At 30.6% G+C, this 17,350-nt stretch carries 15 protein-coding genes and 1 pseudogene; 14 read left to right on the top strand and 2 right to left on the bottom strand.

Annotation, left to right across the window (positions count from 1 at the left end):
* Position 1: 1 nt before the first annotated feature.
* The 8 genes and pseudogenes from WY13_RS20855 to WY13_RS04990 form a co-directional block, all read left to right on the top strand.
* Entirely contained in the window at positions 2 to 166 is a 165-nt protein-coding gene (locus WY13_RS20855; protein WP_156498964.1) for a hypothetical protein, read from the top strand.
* Between the two features lie 79 nt (positions 167 to 245).
* Positions 246 to 1,340, top strand: coding sequence for a DUF3854 domain-containing protein (locus WY13_RS05020; RefSeq protein WP_063554617.1), 1,095 nt, complete (start codon positions 246 to 248; stop codon positions 1,338 to 1,340).
* Positions 1,341 to 1,430: 90 nt separating this feature from the next.
* The gene (dnaN, locus tag WY13_RS05015) at positions 1,431 to 2,546 is read left to right on the top strand and encodes a DNA polymerase III subunit beta (RefSeq protein ID WP_063554616.1); all 1,116 of its coding nucleotides are present in this window, start codon (positions 1,431 to 1,433) and stop codon (positions 2,544 to 2,546) included.
* A gap of 100 nt (positions 2,547 to 2,646) precedes the next feature.
* Positions 2,647 to 2,805 (top strand): hypothetical protein, encoded by a 159-nt coding sequence (locus WY13_RS05010; protein WP_242866332.1) that lies wholly within the window; start codon positions 2,647 to 2,649, stop codon positions 2,803 to 2,805.
* Between the two features lie 21 nt (positions 2,806 to 2,826).
* A complete protein-coding gene (locus WY13_RS05005; protein WP_063554615.1) occupies positions 2,827 to 3,111 on the top strand; it encodes a helix-turn-helix domain-containing protein in 285 nt (94 codons plus the stop codon).
* 338 nt (positions 3,112 to 3,449) lie between these two features.
* Complete coding sequence (locus tag WY13_RS05000) at positions 3,450 to 3,959, top strand: hypothetical protein (RefSeq protein ID WP_156498963.1); 510 nt, start codon at positions 3,450 to 3,452, stop codon at positions 3,957 to 3,959.
* Between the two features lie 335 nt (positions 3,960 to 4,294).
* Positions 4,295 to 4,891, top strand: a complete 597-nt coding sequence (locus WY13_RS04995; protein WP_063554613.1) for a hypothetical protein — start codon at positions 4,295 to 4,297, stop codon at positions 4,889 to 4,891.
* A 433-nt stretch (positions 4,892 to 5,324) separates the two neighbouring features.
* Positions 5,325 to 5,768 (top strand): annotated as a pseudogene (locus WY13_RS04990) (glycosyl hydrolase family 18 protein); the annotation flags it as partial.
* A 201-nt stretch (positions 5,769 to 5,969) separates the two neighbouring features.
* On the opposite strand, the gene WY13_RS04985 reads toward WY13_RS04990, so the two are convergent.
* The gene (locus WY13_RS04985; RefSeq protein WP_063554611.1) at positions 5,970 to 7,943 is read right to left on the bottom strand and encodes a sigma 54-interacting transcriptional regulator; all 1,974 of its coding nucleotides are present in this window, start codon (positions 7,941 to 7,943) and stop codon (positions 5,970 to 5,972) included.
* A gap of 207 nt (positions 7,944 to 8,150) precedes the next feature.
* Positions 8,151 to 9,161, bottom strand: a complete 1,011-nt coding sequence (locus WY13_RS04980; protein ID WP_063554610.1) for an MBL fold metallo-hydrolase — start codon at positions 9,159 to 9,161, stop codon at positions 8,151 to 8,153.
* Positions 9,162 to 9,773: 612 nt separating this feature from the next.
* Between WY13_RS04980 and WY13_RS04975 the strand changes: the two genes are divergently transcribed.
* The 6 genes from WY13_RS04975 (at position 9,774) to citC (ending at position 17,156) form a co-directional block, all read left to right on the top strand.
* Positions 9,774 to 10,199 (top strand): DUF3237 family protein, encoded by a 426-nt coding sequence (locus WY13_RS04975; RefSeq protein WP_063554609.1) that lies wholly within the window; start codon positions 9,774 to 9,776, stop codon positions 10,197 to 10,199.
* Between the two features lie 39 nt (positions 10,200 to 10,238).
* Positions 10,239 to 11,549 carry an SLC13 family permease gene (locus tag WY13_RS04970; RefSeq protein ID WP_063554608.1) on the top strand — a complete coding sequence of 437 codons (1,311 nt, stop codon included), beginning with the start codon at positions 10,239 to 10,241 and terminating at the stop codon, positions 11,547 to 11,549.
* Between the two features lie 151 nt (positions 11,550 to 11,700).
* Positions 11,701 to 13,638: an aconitate hydratase gene (locus WY13_RS04965; protein ID WP_063554607.1), complete on the top strand. Its 1,938-nt coding sequence runs from the start codon at positions 11,701 to 11,703 to the stop codon at positions 13,636 to 13,638.
* Between the two features lie 87 nt (positions 13,639 to 13,725).
* On the top strand, positions 13,726 to 14,817 hold the full coding sequence (locus WY13_RS04960; protein WP_082848387.1) for a PrpR N-terminal domain-containing protein: 1,092 nt from the start codon (positions 13,726 to 13,728) through the stop codon (positions 14,815 to 14,817).
* A gap of 74 nt (positions 14,818 to 14,891) precedes the next feature.
* Positions 14,892 to 16,064 carry an NAD(P)-dependent malic enzyme gene (locus WY13_RS04955; protein WP_063554605.1) on the top strand — a complete coding sequence of 391 codons (1,173 nt, stop codon included), beginning with the start codon at positions 14,892 to 14,894 and terminating at the stop codon, positions 16,062 to 16,064.
* 39 nt (positions 16,065 to 16,103) lie between these two features.
* Positions 16,104 to 17,156: a [citrate (pro-3S)-lyase] ligase gene (gene citC / locus WY13_RS04950; protein WP_063554604.1), complete on the top strand. Its 1,053-nt coding sequence runs from the start codon at positions 16,104 to 16,106 to the stop codon at positions 17,154 to 17,156.
* The last annotated feature ends 194 nt before the right edge of the window (positions 17,157 to 17,350 follow it).

Raw genomic sequence — 17,350 nt, 5'->3', positions numbered from 1 at the left:
CATGAAAACAAAACAAAAAATGTTAAAACGTAAAATGGAAGAAAAGATGGATGATTTGAATGAGCTTAGGTCACTTGGAAAATCCGGTCTAAAAATAAGAAGAGAAGAATTAAAAATAGTTAATAAGGAAATTTATATTTTAGGTGAAAAACTTTCAAGATTATAGGATAAAAAGCTGTCATGTTAAATTGGCAGCTTTTTTATTTCAAAATATCACATATTAAAATTGGAAGGTGGTGTTTTTAATGGAAATAGACTATGATACTGATCCCAGGTTAAGCATATTGAATATTGCCTATCTGTGTGGACTAATGAACATAAAAGAAGAAGGATATAGATTTACAGCAACATGCCCTTTCTGTGGTGCTAAACCAGGTCATTTTTATCTAACTCCGGTAGATAAAAGAAATCCCAACTATAAAAATGTATATAGATGTGTAAAATGTGGGGAAGCAGGATCAAATATAAAACTATATGCTGAACTTCATAATTGTTCAACTAAAGAAGCTTTTAAAGAAATAATAGGTATTGAGGCAAAAAGTGATGTAGTAAATAAACTTAAAAATATTGAAAAGCATTTTGACAAACCTGCTGTACCCATGGCTGATTTAATAAGTAGAGATAGAGTCTACAGAAAGCTTATTTCAATGCTTTCCCTTAGTGACGAACATTTGGATAATCTTCTTTCAAGAGGCCTTACTAGGGATGATATCCGTAAAAATGGATATGTAACCCTTCCAAAAGATAAAAACCTAAAAAAGAAAATTTGTTTAAAAATACAGAAAGAAGGCTTTTATCTTAAAGGAATTCCTGGATTCTATACTGATTATTATGGAGATTATATTTTTTGGACACCAAAAGAAGGAGGATTCCTAGTTCCAGTTTTAGATATGTACAAGCATATACAAGGATGTCAAATACGTAAAAATAGTGATAAAAGAAAATATCCTTGGTTTTCATCAGGATATATGAAGGATGGATGCCAGGCAATTGGTTTCTTTCATATACATTGGAATTCCAAACATTTAAGTGAGAAAGTAGTTATTACTGAAGGTCCGCTGAAAGCAACTATAGCAAGCATTTTTTCAGATACAACATTTCTAGCTGTACCTGGAGTAAATTCATACTGGGGATGCTTAAAGATTTTAAGAGAAATGGATGCTAAGACTATATTTATTGCCTATGATATGGATAGATTTAATAACCCTCAAGTTATGAACCAGCAGATAAAATTAATACAGTACTTAAAATCAGGTGGATTTACAAACATAAAAGTATCAACATGGAATCCTTTATATAAGGGAATAGATGAGTATCTTAAAAGTCTTTTGAATAAATGATGATGTATAAAATAATAAAAATATTAAAGAAAGAGTAGCTAATTAAAGAATTGGCTGTTTTTTTATTTTTTAGGAAAGGTGGAATGTGTTATGTTATTTAAAGTAAAAAAAGAAATATTTCAGGATTCATTGGAAAAGGTTATTAGAGCCTGTGGAAAGGCGAATTTGAATAAAAATTTAGATGGCGTTTTAATAGAAGTTGAATATGGCAAAATAACACTTACATGCACAGATATTATAACTACGATTAAAACATCTTTTGCATGTACAGATTTTGAGAATGGTACAGTACTTGTAAATGCAAAATTTTTACTGTCTTATGTAAAGTCCTTGCACAATCAAGAATTATTAATCAAGACTGTAGATATTTCAGTGGTTATAATTTCAGAAAAATCTAAATCAAAAATTATGTCTATGGATAGAAATATTTTTCCAGCCCCAAAATCAATTAAGAAAAAAATAGAGCTGAATGTTATATCAGAAGAATTGAAAAGAGCCCTAAAAGAAGTGATTTTTGCAGTTGCACAAGATGAAACGCGCCCTGTACTCACAGGGGTTTTGTTTCAAGTTAATAATGGCAAATTAACTTTGGTGGCATTGGATGGTTATAGAATGTCTGTAAGCAGTATTCCTGTAGATAGTGGAAAAAACATTTCATTTATAGTCCCACAAAAATCAACATTTGAATTACAGAGAATATTAGAAAATGATGAGCAGAATGTAAGCATAGGAATTTCAAAAAATGAGGTTGTTTTTACATTTAGTAATACTGTTATTAGCGGTGTTCCGTTAGAAGAAAGTTATATAAAATGGCAAAAAATAATTCCTGAAAATAATGTTACTGTATGCTTGGTAAATAGATTAGAGTTGTTGACTGCATTAAATAGAACTTCAGCCATATTGACAGGAGAAAGCAATAAACTTGTTAAGATGTCATTTACGACAAGCGGTAAACTTGATTTGTCAACTAAGTGTTCTAAAGGAAGAGTAAAGGAGGAAATTAAAGTAAAGGATTTTCAAGGATCGGAGTTAAAAATTGCGTTTAATTTAAAATATCTTTCAGATATGCTACTGGCTCATGAGGATGATGAGTTAGAATTTTCTTTTTCAAATAAGACATCTCCAGTAGTTATAAGAAAGAAGAACAATAATAATTACGCAGGAGTTGTATTGCCTGTTAGATTGGCAGCGAGGGGAGAAAACTAATGTTAAGTGAAAGAAAAAAGTATATACAGTGAAATTTTAAAATAAACTACATTGAAGTATGTTATCATATATGATAACATATAATTGTTAAGGAGAACGAATGAATTGGAAAGTTGAATATTACAAAAAAGGAAATGGAGAAATTCCAGTTTTTGAATTTTTACTATCGCTTTCTCCAAAAATGAGAGCAAAAGCATATAATGAAATAAAGCTTTTAGCTGAACATGGATATTATTTAAAGGAATCTTATGTAAAATAGATTATGAAAAGAGGTGTTCAAATGAGTAATGCTGGTGTTAAATTTGAAGATGTTGAAAAAATGCTTATGCAGGATAAAAATTTTAAATCTGAATATGAAAAATTAAAGCCACGTTATGACTTGATATCTCAAATAATAAAGGCAAGAAGAGAGCAAAATATCACTCAACAAGAATTGGCTAACCGTACAGGAACTACAAAATCTAATATAAGTAGAATGGAAAGTGGAAATTATAATCCATCTCTTGACTTTATATGTAAATTAGCAAGAGGGTTAGGAAAAGATATTCACATTGATTTGAGATAATTGCAAAAAATAATCTGGTAATACTTAATTGTGTTGCCGGATTATTTTACCACATATTTATAATGAGAAGAAAATTAGTTAGTGTTCCTATAGAGATGATATTTAGTTTTGCTATAAGGATAAATTTTACGAAAATGTGAAATGTATAGTGTATAAGTAGAGATGATAAAATTATAAGTGTTTCAGTATTAGGGTCAAAATCTGAGTTAGAATTATTAATATGCAAGCTAAAATAAACAAAATAGTATGTATTTCATTAGATATAAGTTTATGATAATGATGTAAGTTAAATTATATTTTAGAATATGGCAGAAGTGAAGATTAGGGGGAGAAGTGATTTGATGAAGCAAGTTGAGAATTTTGATCCAAGAGACAAAATGTTTCACTTTGTTCTAGATCAATATTCCTGCTATAGGCGTAAAACAGGAATATGTTCTTTGGATGATATAACAATTCAAGAATTATTCAATTGCGAATCTTATATAGGTGAGTGTAATGAAAGTAGTATTAAATATTGCAGAGGTATGGCAAAACTATTTTTAGATAATAAGTTTTCTACTCCTGCAGACATTTATTTAAATAAAAAATGTGGACATTATTGCTGTTCAGGAGGACAGCATAGAGTTTGCGTAGTAGCACATTTATTAAAAAAGGGGGCACAAGTAAAATTAAATGCAAATTTCACAGAGCAAGAAGGTAGCTGCCGATATTGTCTCATACAAGAAGATTATGCACAGAAGGAGAAAAGACTTTCTATCTTAGTTAGAATATTAAAAATAGGGGAATACAAAACAATTAGGAATGCAAGGCAAAATTATGAAGAACATGAATGTATGTATATATTGTGAAAGAATGAGTTTTAACTATGACTTTTTTGAGTTTATCAACAATCATGATGGGCTGAAGAAGTTTTATTTTAAAAAGCACGATTATAAGCGAATTGACATTGGAAACTAGCAAATTAAAGAGAATTTGAAAGATCAAGCAGAAGCAATACAAAATAATAAGAAACTTTTTAAGTTCCTTATTATATTAAACTCATAAAAAGAATAGCTATAGTTTTGTCATGAAATCTATTCCAATTTGACTTCCTATTTATTAATATAATTGGATAGGTTATATTTATGTGTTTATAATACATATTAGTAGAATGAGAAATTATTTATTATTGGAGGAGATAAATTTGAATTATTATTGGGCAAAATTTAAAAAATTAAATAATAATATTTTTAGATTTGATACAAGAATTTATTTGAATCTAGTAGAAAATCCTTCAGATAACGATTTATGTATTGGAGGAGTTGTAGGAAAAAATCCAGGCTCTGCTCTGCCTTATTATTATGATAGTAATAATCTTCAGAAAATAGATTTAAATGGGGATAAGCTATTACCAAATGTAAGAAGTATATTTTTAAAAGCATATAAATATTCAAATAAAACGATATATAAAAATTCATATATTCAAGTTCTAAATCTAATATATATATGTGATAAAGATCTTTCTCAAGCTACTAAAAGGATCGAAGAGTATTCAAAAATAATAATTTGTGATGCAGAAAGCAAGCATTTTCCTTTCCTTTGGTATGTCTGGGGGGGTTATAATGAAAAATTAAATATATATAAACAAAGATTCTGCAATTTAAATATTGGATTAAATTTTTATTTTAGTACTAAAAATAAAAAAATTATTAATAGTGTTCCTGGATTGAAAGATGCGGCAAGACATACACAAGGTTTAAAACATAAATTAGTTATACCTTATATTTCAAATATAATATAACAATTGAATTATCTAAATTTAATTGAGTAATATAGAATTTTTAAATTAAAATCTAAATAATTTTGTGAAGGATTTTTGCAGGAATTCAGTCTTATAAGTACAACATATTATAAAAATTAGAAGCCACTATTAGATATTGATAGTATAATGACTTATTAATATAATTACTTGAAATAACATTAATAGAATTTTAAATTTCGAATCCAGAGGCTTGTAGTTGAAATTTTTATGGGTGCACAAATATAAATGTTTTTATGATTTAATGAAGTCTTTTTTATTGCAAAATAATACAACTGCTGTAAAAAGATAATCTGTGAATTTATAGAGAAAATAAATTGTTTATAGATTTTACTCCTTCATATTCTATTCTGTGGTATGTTATAATATTCATGAACTCAGCAACCAGGCCATTTGTTGATGATGTTAATTAATCTGGTCAGGTGGTCCACCAATGGCCGTCGCTCCAATTAATGAGGTGAGAAAAGTAATAAACTATGCTGTAACTGTAATACCTCCTAAGAAGATAATGATGGGAATGCCGCTTTATGGGTACGATTGGACACTTCCATACACACCAAGAGGAGAATTTGCAGAAAGTATAGGAAATAGAGAAGCGGTGGATAGAGCAAGAAGATATGGATCTGTCATAAGGTATGATCAAAAAGCACAATCACCATATTATAACTATATAGATGAAGAAAGACGGCAGCATGTAGTTTGGTTTGAAGATGCAAGAAGTGTAGAGGCCAAATATAAACTTGTAAGTGAATATGGGCTTCGAGGTGTTAGCTACTGGGTTCTAGCAAAGCCGTTCCCAGAAAATTGGCAGGTACTTGATAATATGTTCAATATTGAAAAAGTTATACCAGCTAGGTGATATGGTTTAGAATATAACTACAAAATTAGTTTTTTTCTCCATAGTTTAATTATAAAAAACTGTTTAATACTGTTTGTATGTGGTGTTAAGCAGTTTTTTATTTTTATATGAAAAGAATTTATGGATGTGAAAAAAGTGGAATAAAAAGTATCCCAATGAAATTTTTTTAATTATTTAATCTAACCTAGAAAAATACAATAATTATGAAATAGTTGTTTTAAACTCAATATTATATTCCTTTAGTTTCTTCCAGAGTGTAGAACGATTCATACCAAGTAACGAAGCAGCTTTAGTTTTATTATAATTACTTTCTTTAAGGGCTTTTATAATTAAATCTTTTTCAAAATGTTTTCGTTGTGCAGAAAGATCATTTGATGAATAAGGTTCTAATAAAGAAGGAGTTTTTTTATCATTATTAGTGGTAATTGGAAGTATTGTAGATACTTCTTGTTCAGAAATTATTCCTGTTTCATTTAATACTACTAATTGTTCACATATATTACGAAGTTCTCGTATATTACCATCCCATGAATAGTTTAAAAATAACTTTTGTGCTTCAGGGGATAAAATAGGATTATTTTTCGAAGTGGTAGAGGCATACTCATATATATAGTGATTAGTAAGTAGTAAAATATCCTGTCCTCGCTCACGAAGAGAAGGAAGTTTCAGCTGCAAAACACACAACCTGTAATATAAATCTTCTCTAAATTCTCCTTGCTTTACAAGTAATTTTAAATCTTTATTAGTGGCACAAATAATACGGATATTTATAGGAATAACTTTGTCATCTCCAATACGCATGACTTCATTTTCTTGAATCACCCTAAGTAACTTTCCCTGCAAGTTTAATGGAATTTCGGAAATTTCATCTAAAAATATAGTACCTTCATGAGCGAGTTCGAAAAATCCCATTTTTCCTTCTTTAGAAGCACCAGTAAATGCACCTCTTACATAACCAAAAAATTCGCTTTCAATAAGATTTTCTGGAATAGCTGCGCAGTTTACAGCTACAAAAGGCCCATTTTTTCGGCTGCTATAATTATGAATGCTTTGCGAAAAAAGTTCTTTACCTGTTCCAGTAGCACCTACAATTAATACGTTTGAAGGTGCTTTGGCAAAAATTTTGGCTTTTTTTATAGTTTCCTTTAGGATAGGGCTTTTACCAATGATATTGGTAAATGAGTATTTGGCAATAAGGCCTTTATGGTGAAGTTTAGTTCTTATTTTAAATTCTGTATTATGTACACTGTCAACATTTTGAAAGGTAATAACATTCCCTATCATTTCATTTTCAAGAGATGCGCTAGTTTTATTTAATATGATGCTGCCGTTCTTTGTTTTAAATAGTTCATTTGAATACTCTTGTTTATTATTGAGCATTGTTACAAATTTTGAATTAGAAATAATTTTTTCCATGTTAGTACCAATACATGATGAAGTATCTATATTTAAAATTTTGCCTGCAGATGAATTAATATGAATAATTTTATTATTAACATCTGTTGATATAATGCCTTCATAAGAATGGTTTAGAATAGTTTCAAAATGAGCGGCTCGTTCACGTTCTTTACGACGTATGCCTGCAATATGTTCAGCCTCTCTTATTGCAACCCAAATAGCTTCGCATTCCCAATTAAGAAATGTTGAAATAAAATTTTTTTGTTTGGCTATAGTTAATATTCTGACGCCGCCTATAATATATCGGAAACCTTTTGAAGATATTTTATCTAGTAACATAGAAATATATTCAGCATCAGTATTTTTATAGTAAAAGTGAAAAGGAACAATGTGTGTTTTGCATAATTTACTTGCAGCATGAGCTTGATATGAAATATTGCCAAAACCTACTAAGGCAATTGGATCGTTATTAATGTTTTCTTTTTGTAATGTTATAATGGAGGATACTAGATCCATAGTAGTAACAGGAATTTCTACAACAGGGATATTAGGGTAAAGTTTTTTTAATTTCATGGCAGTGGCCCCTCGTGCAACAAAAATGTCGGCATTATAAATAAGAAGATTAGTTTTTTCTATAGATAGAGATGAAATTATTTCTATTTCAGAATCTTCTTTTTCATTAAAGATTGGACCATAGTAATCCTTATATTCTTCAATAAAATTGTAAACTATTGTCTTAATTTCTTTCTTGGGTACAATGAATAAGATTTTTGACATGGACATATCACTCCTAATTTTTACAAATGCATATTTATAGTTTACAACAATTATTTCAAAAAACAACAATTGTTTAAAAAAAGCAACTCGAAAATTTAGAAAACAAGCACAATAATAAGTTAACGTTTAAAAATTAGAAAAGCATGCAGCCTATAATTGACATGTTATAGACTGCATGCTTTATTAAATTAAATCAATAATTTGTTTCTATTTTTTTACGGAAGTGACATTTATATTGCCATAAGAATCTTTGGAAAAACGATACCATTTGTGAGTCTCAGGTGCAATGAAACCTGTTGTTGTTCCTTTAAGATTTGCACGTTTGGCACATTGTTTACTAATAGAGTAAAGAGTGTTCATGCTGAATTTTTCCTGATGATATGGTAATGCCATTTTAGGGTTAACAGAAGCTATAAAATCTCCAAGCATGGTGGCTACTGGATTTTCTCTGTTACCAATATTTAGTTTTGAGCCATCGCCTAGATTGTTAGCGGCCATTTGATAAAACATTAAATCAGGATTAGTTCCAATATAATTATATTTCCTGAAGTCTGATGGAATTTGTCCACCATATATAAGTATTGTGAAACCTTCTTTGGTGGTAATTTTATAGTTCAATATGATGGTACCTGTTTCGAAAAAATCAAGCTTTAAAGGATCAAATTTTCCATCTTTTCCAAAGTAAAGTGGAACTGTTTTAGGATCTTCAGTTATATAATTTCGAGTAGTATGTTTCCCAAAAAAAGTTTCTAATGTGAAATCAGGGAACTCAAGCTTATCGTTATTGGAAACCCCTTGTACATTATAATTTAAGCTCATGATTTCATAAGTATAGTTAAAGGATGATATAGCTGCTTCAGGCATAACAACTGGAACCCTTGGATATTTTTTAAGTATGTATGGAAAGTCTTGACTATGATCAAAGTGGGTATGTGTAAATAACACATAATCGCAGCCATCAACAATATCAGCAGCAGTCTTTGTTTTATCAAGTATATATTTATTATCTACATTATGATAGTAAGGATCTATAACAATGTTTTTGCCATTTGGAAGTTTGATTTCATTGAAAGCATAACCATTCCATTTAATACGTACTGAAGGGGTTGAATTTTCATCCCAATTTGATGAATCCATATCTTTATCAAGAATTGCAGTTGATTTAGTTTTTTTGCTTGCTTTTAACATCTTAGTAGATGTTAAAGAATAATTTGTCATTAATATTTTCCTCCTACAATTGAATTGTTTTAGTAACTATTAACGTTTAAGTTGATTAAGTTACATTCTTAAAATGAAAACTTGTATCATTATTTTAAACAATCACATATCTATTAAGATTAATTTTTTGAAATTTTAAATGTGACATCATAGATTAGTAAAGCAATATTAATGCCAATGCTTATTATTTATTTGAATTCTCTTTTTAATAAATAATGATAAGTGGTTTGCTTATAAAACTATACATAATTGATGAAATGAAATTTTTAAAAAGTTTATATTTAATCTTGGCTTAAGTTCTGCTTTGAAATCAGTATTACAAAAAACAACAAATGTTTTTATAAACGACAGTTATTTAAAAAAGCAACATTAGAATTTGTTAAAATAAGTAAAATATATGTTGCTTATGGAGCGAAAACTTTGATTTTTCAAATAAAAAAGATTTTTGAGTAGAGAAAGTAAACGTTGGCATGGATTTTGCTCTGATAATAGACAATGGTACCATATAAAAATTTGAATTGATTATAAGAAGGAGCTGAATTGTTTGTTAGAGTGTCAAGAAGTGTTTTAATTATCGGAAAATTAAACAAATTTAAAAAGGATTGATTTTAAATGAGAGATAAAAAACCAATACTAGAGGAAATAGTAACAATACTTATACATAGTGATAAGTCTGGAAGGATAATATTAGAGCATGATTTTGGTAAACAAGTCATGATTCCATTTACAGGAACTGTATCAGGTCCATATTTTAGTGGTAAAGTTTTGCCTAATGGAGTAGATACACAGGAAATTCGGGCGGATGGATTAAAAAGGGTTTCAGCACGTTATTTTATTGAGACAGATGATGGAGAAAAAATTTTTATTGAGAATAATGGAATCATTAATGAAAACGTTGAAGGTGAAAGGTATTTTAGAACAACACCACGTTTTATAACGGCATCAAAAAAGTATTTATGGTTAAATACTAGTATTTTTATTGGCACTGGCGAACGAACAGAAAATGGTCTTGAAATATCAATATATAGAGTACTATAAATGTGTATTTAAAATATTAGAACAAAAGGAGAATTTATTATGAATTATACAACCATTGTTGGATTAGTAATGTTGGCTGTTATTATAGTGGCATTAACTACTAAAAAACTATCATTTCCAATAGCTACGTCTGTTATTCCTATACTAATAGCATGGCTTGCATTAGGGTTTAGCATACATGCTATGGATAAATTTTTACAACCAGCTATTTCTAGTATGTTTATAAAAACAGCATTCATGCTTATGTTTGCGATGCTTTATTTTAATATGGCTTCTGAGTCAGGAATGTTTGACACTATTATTGAAAAGGTACTTCAAGTAAGTAAAGATAAGATGAATATTTATGTAGCTATGGTACTTACAATTATAATTAGCAGTGTAGCAATGCTAAGTGCTAATGTTGCAACAACATATATGATTGCATTTCCTACTTTAGTTCCATTATATAAAAAGTTAAATTTAGATAGGAGATATTTATTAATACTTACTACTTCATCCATAGCTATGATGGGATTTCTTCCATGGGGAATTGCACTTGCTACTATGTCAGCATTTTCTGGGGTGTCACCAGATTTATTAGCAGCTCATTGTTGGAAGGCAGCTTTACTATTTATTCCAATATTTCCTTTTATGATTATGTATTTTGGAAAGTTACACAAGAAAAATGTGAGTACTATTGGTATTGTAGAAACAATATCAGAAGAGGAAGCAGCAATAGAAGAAGAAAGTTCAAATAGAAGGCCAAAACTATTTTTGGTAAATCTTTTTATATTAATATTGGCCATAGTAGCTCTTGTTGCATTTAGATATCCAGCATATATAGTATTTATGTTTGCATATGGCGTTACAGCTGTTATTAATTATCCAAAAATATCTGATCAAAATAAAATTAATGGCAAAGTTGCTCGTTCATATTTTAATCTATTATTTATGCTTATGGCCATTGCAGTGTTTACTGGAGTTTTTAATAGTACAGGCATGACTAAAGGCTTTGTTAAATTAATTATGTGGATTTTCCCACACAGCTTGGTAAGATATGCACATCTTATATTATTGGCTTGTGCAGTTATTGTTTTGCGTTATCTTCCTTACCAAATTTATTTGTCACTTTTACCAATATTGATTGGTGTTGGACACGGGTTTGGACTGACTCCAGTACAAGTAGTTACACCGTATGTTTCCAATATAGGCTTAGGTACAGGATCTTCTCCTATGACAGGTGGAACATATGTAGGAGTTAGTATGGCTGAAATTGATATGGATGAGTATGTTAGCCTTGCAGTTCGTGTACAGAGTGTTTGTAATGTAGTTATAATCGTTCTTGGCTTGATTACAGGTATTTATGTATAACTAGGTAGCTAGATAAACAGTGAGTGTAAAAAATCAATAAATTATCACTTTATGGTATAGTAATTTTCAATCAAAACATTATACCATAAAGGATGATTTAGATAAGATTATAATGTTAAATGTATTTATTTAAGAAAGGCAGGAATTAGCAATGGCAGAAAACATAACTAGGAAAATTTTAAAGTCACATTTAATAGAAGGAGAAATGATTGCTGGACAGGAGATATCAATTAAGGTTGATCAGACGCTAACTCAAGATGCTACAGGAACTATGGCATATTTATCTTTTGAAGCATTAGGCCTGCCAAGAGTTAAAACAGAAGTTTCAGTAAGTTACATAGATCATAATACTCTGCAAACAGGCTTTGAAAATGCAGATGATCATGCATTTTTAGAGACTATTGCTCAAAAATATGGCATATACTGCTCAAGACCAGGAAATGGAATATGCCATCAAGTACATTCAGAAAGATTTGCAGTACCAGGAAAAACTCTTTTAGGTTCAGATAGTCATACTCCTACTTCTAGTGCATTAGGTATGATAGCTATAGGAGCTGGTGGAATGAGTGTAGCAATGGCTATGGCAGGGCAACCATTTCCACTAATTATGCCTAAAGTAATTAATGTTAAATTAACTGGAAAATTAAGAGCAGGAGTTGCAGCTAAAGATATAATACTAGAGCTTTTAAGAAGAATGACTGTTAAAAATGGAGTAGGGAAAGTGGTAGAATATAGCGGTTCAGGAGTAGAAACTTTAAGTATACCTGAAAGATGTACTATAACTAACATGGGTGCAGAATTAGGTGTTACTACATCTGTTTTCCCAAGTGATAAGCTTACTTATGAATTCATGAAATCACAGGGAAGAGAAGCTGATTGGATAGAACTTAAAGCAGATGAAGATGCTGAATATGATGAATTAATAGAGATAAACCTTGATGAATTAGAGCCAATGGTTGCTAAACCACATATGCCAGATAAAGTAATTAAAGTAAGAGAAGCTAGTGATGTAAAAGTTAGCCAAGTATTCATTGGAAGCTGTACTAATTCATCTTACTCAGATTTGGCTAAGGCTGCAATTATATTAGATGGTAAGATTGTAAATCCTAAAGTAAGTCTTTGTATAGCACCAGGATCAAGACAAGTTTTTGAAATGATAACTAGAGATGGAATACTTCAAAAACTAATTTCCACTGGAGCAAGAATTTTAGAAAGTGCATGCGGTCCTTGTATAGGTATTGGACAAGCACCACAATCAGGTGGAGTATCATTAAGAACAAATAATAGAAACTTCATTGGAAGAAGTGGTACTGCTGATGGACAAATTTATTTAGCAAGTCCAGAAGTTGCTGCTGCTAGTGCTGTAACTGGAGTAATAACTGATCCTAGAGATTTAGATGGTATAAATGTAGAAGATTTAAAGAAAGTAAAAGAATCAGCAGAACGTATTATAGATGATAGAATGATACTTTCACCAATAGAGAATACAGAAGATGTTGTTGTAAGAAGAGGTCCAAACATCAAACCTTTACCATTAAGAGGAGCAATGGAAGACAAGGTAGACGGTAAAGTACTTTTGAAGGTTGGCGATGACATTACAACTGATGATATTATGCCGGCTGGCTCAAAAATTCTTCCTCTTAGATCAAATGTACCAGCAATTTCACAATATGTATTTTATGGAATAGATAAAACATTCCCTAAAAGAGCAAAAGAGAACAATGGTGGAATTATTGTAGGAGGAGTAAATTATGGTCAAGGTTCTAGTAGAGAACATGCAGCACTTGCACCTATGTATTTAGGAGTAAAAGCTATTTTAGCTAAATCTTTTGCTAGAATTCATCATGATAATTTAATTAACTATGGTATATTACCATTAAGATTTAAGGATCAATCTGATTATGACAAGATTAGTCAAGATGATGTTTTAGTTATAGATAATGTTAAAGATAAAATTAAAAATAGTAGATTTATAATATTGAATAAAACAAAGAATATGAAAATAGAAGCTTTTGCAACTATTTCAGATAGACAAAAAGATGTGTTATTAAGTGGTGGACAGCTAAATTATATTAAAAAATTATTATAGTATAATTTATGGTTACGTAAATAAAAGTTATTAGATAGATCGTACTTAAATGGACTAATGACGTATAAATAATAGATTGCTATTAGGATGTTGGAGGTCATTAATGTGAAAAATATAATGTTTGTTGCAGTATCGGAAAAAATGAAAGAAGTAGCTTTGCAAGTGAATTCAGACATGGGTTTAGATATTCCTGTTATAGTTAGTTCTATGGAAAAAAGTAGAGATATTGTAAAAAACAATTCTAATATAAGTGTTTTTATTAGCCGAGGCAAGACAGCAAAATTACTACAACAATTTTCTGGCAAAACTGTAGTTTACGTTACATGTTCAACTGGTGATATTCTAGAACCGATACAGAGGCTAACTACTTATGGAATTGATAAAATTGCTGTAGTAGCATCACCATTTCTAATTGGTGAAGGTTTTTATGATTATAAAGTGGGAAACACTGAAATATATATTCGTCCCTATGAATTGGAAGAGTTGGATAAGTTAGTTTTAAAACTTGAAAAGCAAGGAATAAGAGGCGTTGTTGCTGGATCAACTGCAATTAAGGCAGCAAAAAAGTATGGTATGAAAGTTGAGCCGCTAGATACAAAAAAAGTTTCTATTAAACGGGCTATAGATGAAGCTATTGGAATTGCTAAATCAAAAGAAAATGAATATTTACAGGAGAAAAAAAGGGCTGAAGAGATTCATCAATATGCTTCCAAATTATATTCAGCTATAGAACAGTCTAATGCTGCTGTTGAAGAACTGGCTTCCTCTTCAGAGGAACTTGCTTCTATGAGTCAAGAAACTGCTAATATTGCAACTAAAGCCTTCAAAGAAGTAAATAATACTTCATCAATATTGAAAATTATTCAGCAAGTGGCCAAGAGTACGAATTTGTTAGGCTTGAATGCTGCTATTGAGGCATCAAGAGCTGGTGAATATGGAAGAAGCTTTTCTATTGTTGCATCAGAAATTCGTAAATTATCTGCGGAAAGTAAGGTTTCTGCTAGCAAAATAGGTACTATGCTGAATGGATTACGTAACTCTGTTGAATTTGTATTAAAAAATGTTAAACAGAGTAACGCTATTACACAAGAGCAAGCACAGGCAAATCAAAATATTGCTCATATGTTAGAAGAACTGAGCGATGTCGGAGGCAAACTAATAGATATGATGAAGAAATAAGATATTTTTATATTAAACTGTAAATTTTAATGAATAAAATTTAAGTTAGGCAGGAAATGAGAGGGCGAGAAAATATGAATGTAGAAGAAGAGTCCTTAAAATTACATAGAGAAAAGCACGGTACTATAGAAATCGTTGGAACGATGCCATTGAGAAACGGTGATGATTTGGCAGTAGCTTATACACCAGGTGTGGCAGGGCCATGTCTGGAAATTGCCAAGGATGAAGAAAAGGCATATGAATATACAATAAAAGGGAAGACAGTAGCTGTAGTTACAAATGGAACTGCAGTACTAGGACTTGGCAATATAGGACCAGCAGCAGGTCTTCCTGTAGTTGAAGGCAAAGCTCTTTTACTTAAAAGATTTGCAAATGTAAATGCAATACCAATATGTGTAGATTCTACAGATCCTGATGATATAGTAAATACTATTAAAAACATTGCACCGGGATTTGGCGGAATACACCTTGAGGACATAAAAGCACCTGAATGTTTCTATATTGAAGATAAGTTAAAAGAAGAATTAGATATACCAATATATCATGATGACCAGCATGGTACTGCCATTGCAGTGTTAGCAGGTCTGTACAATGCATTGAAAATAGTAAATAAAGACATTAGTGATATAAAAGTTGTTATAAACGGTGCTGGTGCTTCAGGTATTGCAACAGCTAAGCTTTTGATTTCAGCAGGAGTAAAAAACATAGTACTTTGTGACATAAATGGTATAGTTTACGAAGGAGATGACTGCTTAAACGAACCTCAGAAACAAATAGCAAAGGTAACAAATAGAAGTTTAGAAAAGGGAACATTAAAAGATGCAATGAAAAACGCAGATGTTTTTATAGGTGTTTCTGCTGGAAATGTAGTAACTGGTGAAATGGTAGAAGTTATGAACAAAGATAGTATAATTTTTGCATTAGCCAATCCAACACCTGAAATAATGCCTGAGGAAGCAAAAAAAGCAGGAGCTAAGGTTATAGCAACAGGAAGGTCAGATTTCCCAAATCAAATAAACAATGTTTTAGTTTTCCCAGGAATTTTCAAGGGAGCTTTAAGTGTAAGAGCCAGGAAAATATGTGATGAAATGAAAATTGCAGCAGCTAAAGGACTTGCAAATTTAGTAAAGAAAGATGAATTAAATGAAGAATATATAATACCAAGTGTATTTAATAGAAATGTTTGTGATGCAGTTTCCAAAGCAGTTATGGATGTAGCACAAAGAAATAATAAAGTTACAGCATAATTATGTATTTGTTGTTGGCTTAGTGGGGAGGTGGCTGCAGTGGAATACCTTAGTTTACAAGAAGAAATAATAGATAAAAGAGACTTTAGAAGACTGCAGGAAGTAGAACAATTCCTTTTAAAACAGGGATTGCGATTTGACAAAAATGTGGAATACACGATAGCAATATATGAAGAAGATAAAATAATTGCTACAGGGTCCTTTGAAGATAGAATTTTAAAATGTATAGCTGTAGATGACAGCTGTAGGAGCATGGGAATCTCGAACAAAATAATATCTGAGCTGGTAGCAGAAGAGTACAGGCGTGGAAACAGCCACCTTTTTATTTACACAAAGCCTAAGAACTATAAAATGTTCAGTGATATGGGATTTTATAAAGTGGCCAAGGTTATGGACAAAGTTCTTTTGCTGGAAAATGATCCTTTAGGTATATATAAGTTTATAGAAAAGTTAAAAAAGAAGAAGGTAGATGGAAGGGTAGTTTCAGCTCTTGTCATGAACTGCAATCCTTTTACACTGGGTCATAAGTACTTGATTGAAAAGGCTTCTAGAGAAAGTGATGTAGTTCATGCATTTATGGTATGGGAGAACAAATCAGTTTTCCCATCTGATGTAAGATACGAACTAGCCAGGCAGGGAGTACAGCATTTAAACAATGTAGTATTCCATAAAGGTGAAGATTATGTAATCTCAAGTGCAACTTTCCCATCTTATTTTATAAAAAAGCAGAATGAGGCAGCCAGGCTGCAATCGCTGCTGGATATAGAAATCTTCACTAAATACATAATACCTGCTTTAGGTATTACTAGAAGATATGTAGGAGAGGAGCTTTTTTGTGATGTTACTAGAACCTATAATAATGTGATGAAAGAAATGCTTCCCCATTGTGGTGTAGAAATTATGGAAATTCCAAGGTTTAGTATAAATGAAGAAGTTATTAGTGCCTCAAAGGTAAGAAATCTGATAAAAGAGAAGAAGCTTTCACAGGTAAAGGATTTAGTACCGGACACTACCTACAGATTTTTGTGTTCAAAAGAGGCAATACCAATAATTAATAAAATTCAAAATAAAAGAAATTTAATGATAGTGTAAAGTGAGCTATGAAAAAAATAACTCTAAAAAATATGCCTGTAAGAGCTTAGGTAGTTGTGAATTTTTTCTAAAATAAGGTTTGATTGTTAGAACCGCCACCCTTGACTGCATGATAAATAAATGCTCTAAAATTGCAACCGACGGCGAAGAAACTCAAAAACAGATAGAGTTCACCGTCTTGTTCACAGCATTTT

It is taken from the genome of Clostridium ljungdahlii (assembly GCF_001636845.1).
Lineage (GTDB): Bacteria > Bacillota > Clostridia > Clostridiales > Clostridiaceae > Clostridium_B > Clostridium_B ljungdahlii_A.
This window is presented reverse-complemented; position numbering and strand designations above follow the sequence as displayed.

What these genes read in the sequence shown, in the direction of transcription:
- WY13_RS20855 (WP_156498964.1), top strand. Translation starts at nt 2, where the DNA reads ATGAAAACAAAACAAAAAATGTTAAAACGTAAAATGGAAGAAAAGATG.
- WY13_RS05020 (WP_063554617.1), top strand. Translation starts at nt 246, where the DNA reads ATGGAAATAGACTATGATACTGATCCCAGGTTAAGCATATTGAATATT.
- dnaN (WP_063554616.1), top strand. Translation starts at nt 1,431, where the DNA reads ATGTTATTTAAAGTAAAAAAAGAAATATTTCAGGATTCATTGGAAAAG.
- WY13_RS05010 (WP_242866332.1), top strand. Translation starts at nt 2,647, where the DNA reads ATGAATTGGAAAGTTGAATATTACAAAAAAGGAAATGGAGAAATTCCA.
- WY13_RS05005 (WP_063554615.1), top strand. Translation starts at nt 2,827, where the DNA reads ATGAGTAATGCTGGTGTTAAATTTGAAGATGTTGAAAAAATGCTTATG.
- WY13_RS04985 (WP_063554611.1), bottom strand. Translation starts at nt 7,943, where the DNA reads ATGTCAAAAATCTTATTCATTGTACCCAAGAAAGAAATTAAGACAATA.
- WY13_RS04980 (WP_063554610.1), bottom strand. Translation starts at nt 9,161, where the DNA reads ATGACAAATTATTCTTTAACATCTACTAAGATGTTAAAAGCAAGCAAA.
- WY13_RS04975 (WP_063554609.1), top strand. Translation starts at nt 9,774, where the DNA reads ATGAGAGATAAAAAACCAATACTAGAGGAAATAGTAACAATACTTATA.
- WY13_RS04970 (WP_063554608.1), top strand. Translation starts at nt 10,239, where the DNA reads ATGAATTATACAACCATTGTTGGATTAGTAATGTTGGCTGTTATTATA.
- WY13_RS04965 (WP_063554607.1), top strand. Translation starts at nt 11,701, where the DNA reads ATGGCAGAAAACATAACTAGGAAAATTTTAAAGTCACATTTAATAGAA.
- WY13_RS04960 (WP_082848387.1), top strand. Translation starts at nt 13,726, where the DNA reads ATGTTGGAGGTCATTAATGTGAAAAATATAATGTTTGTTGCAGTATCG.
- WY13_RS04955 (WP_063554605.1), top strand. Translation starts at nt 14,892, where the DNA reads ATGAATGTAGAAGAAGAGTCCTTAAAATTACATAGAGAAAAGCACGGT.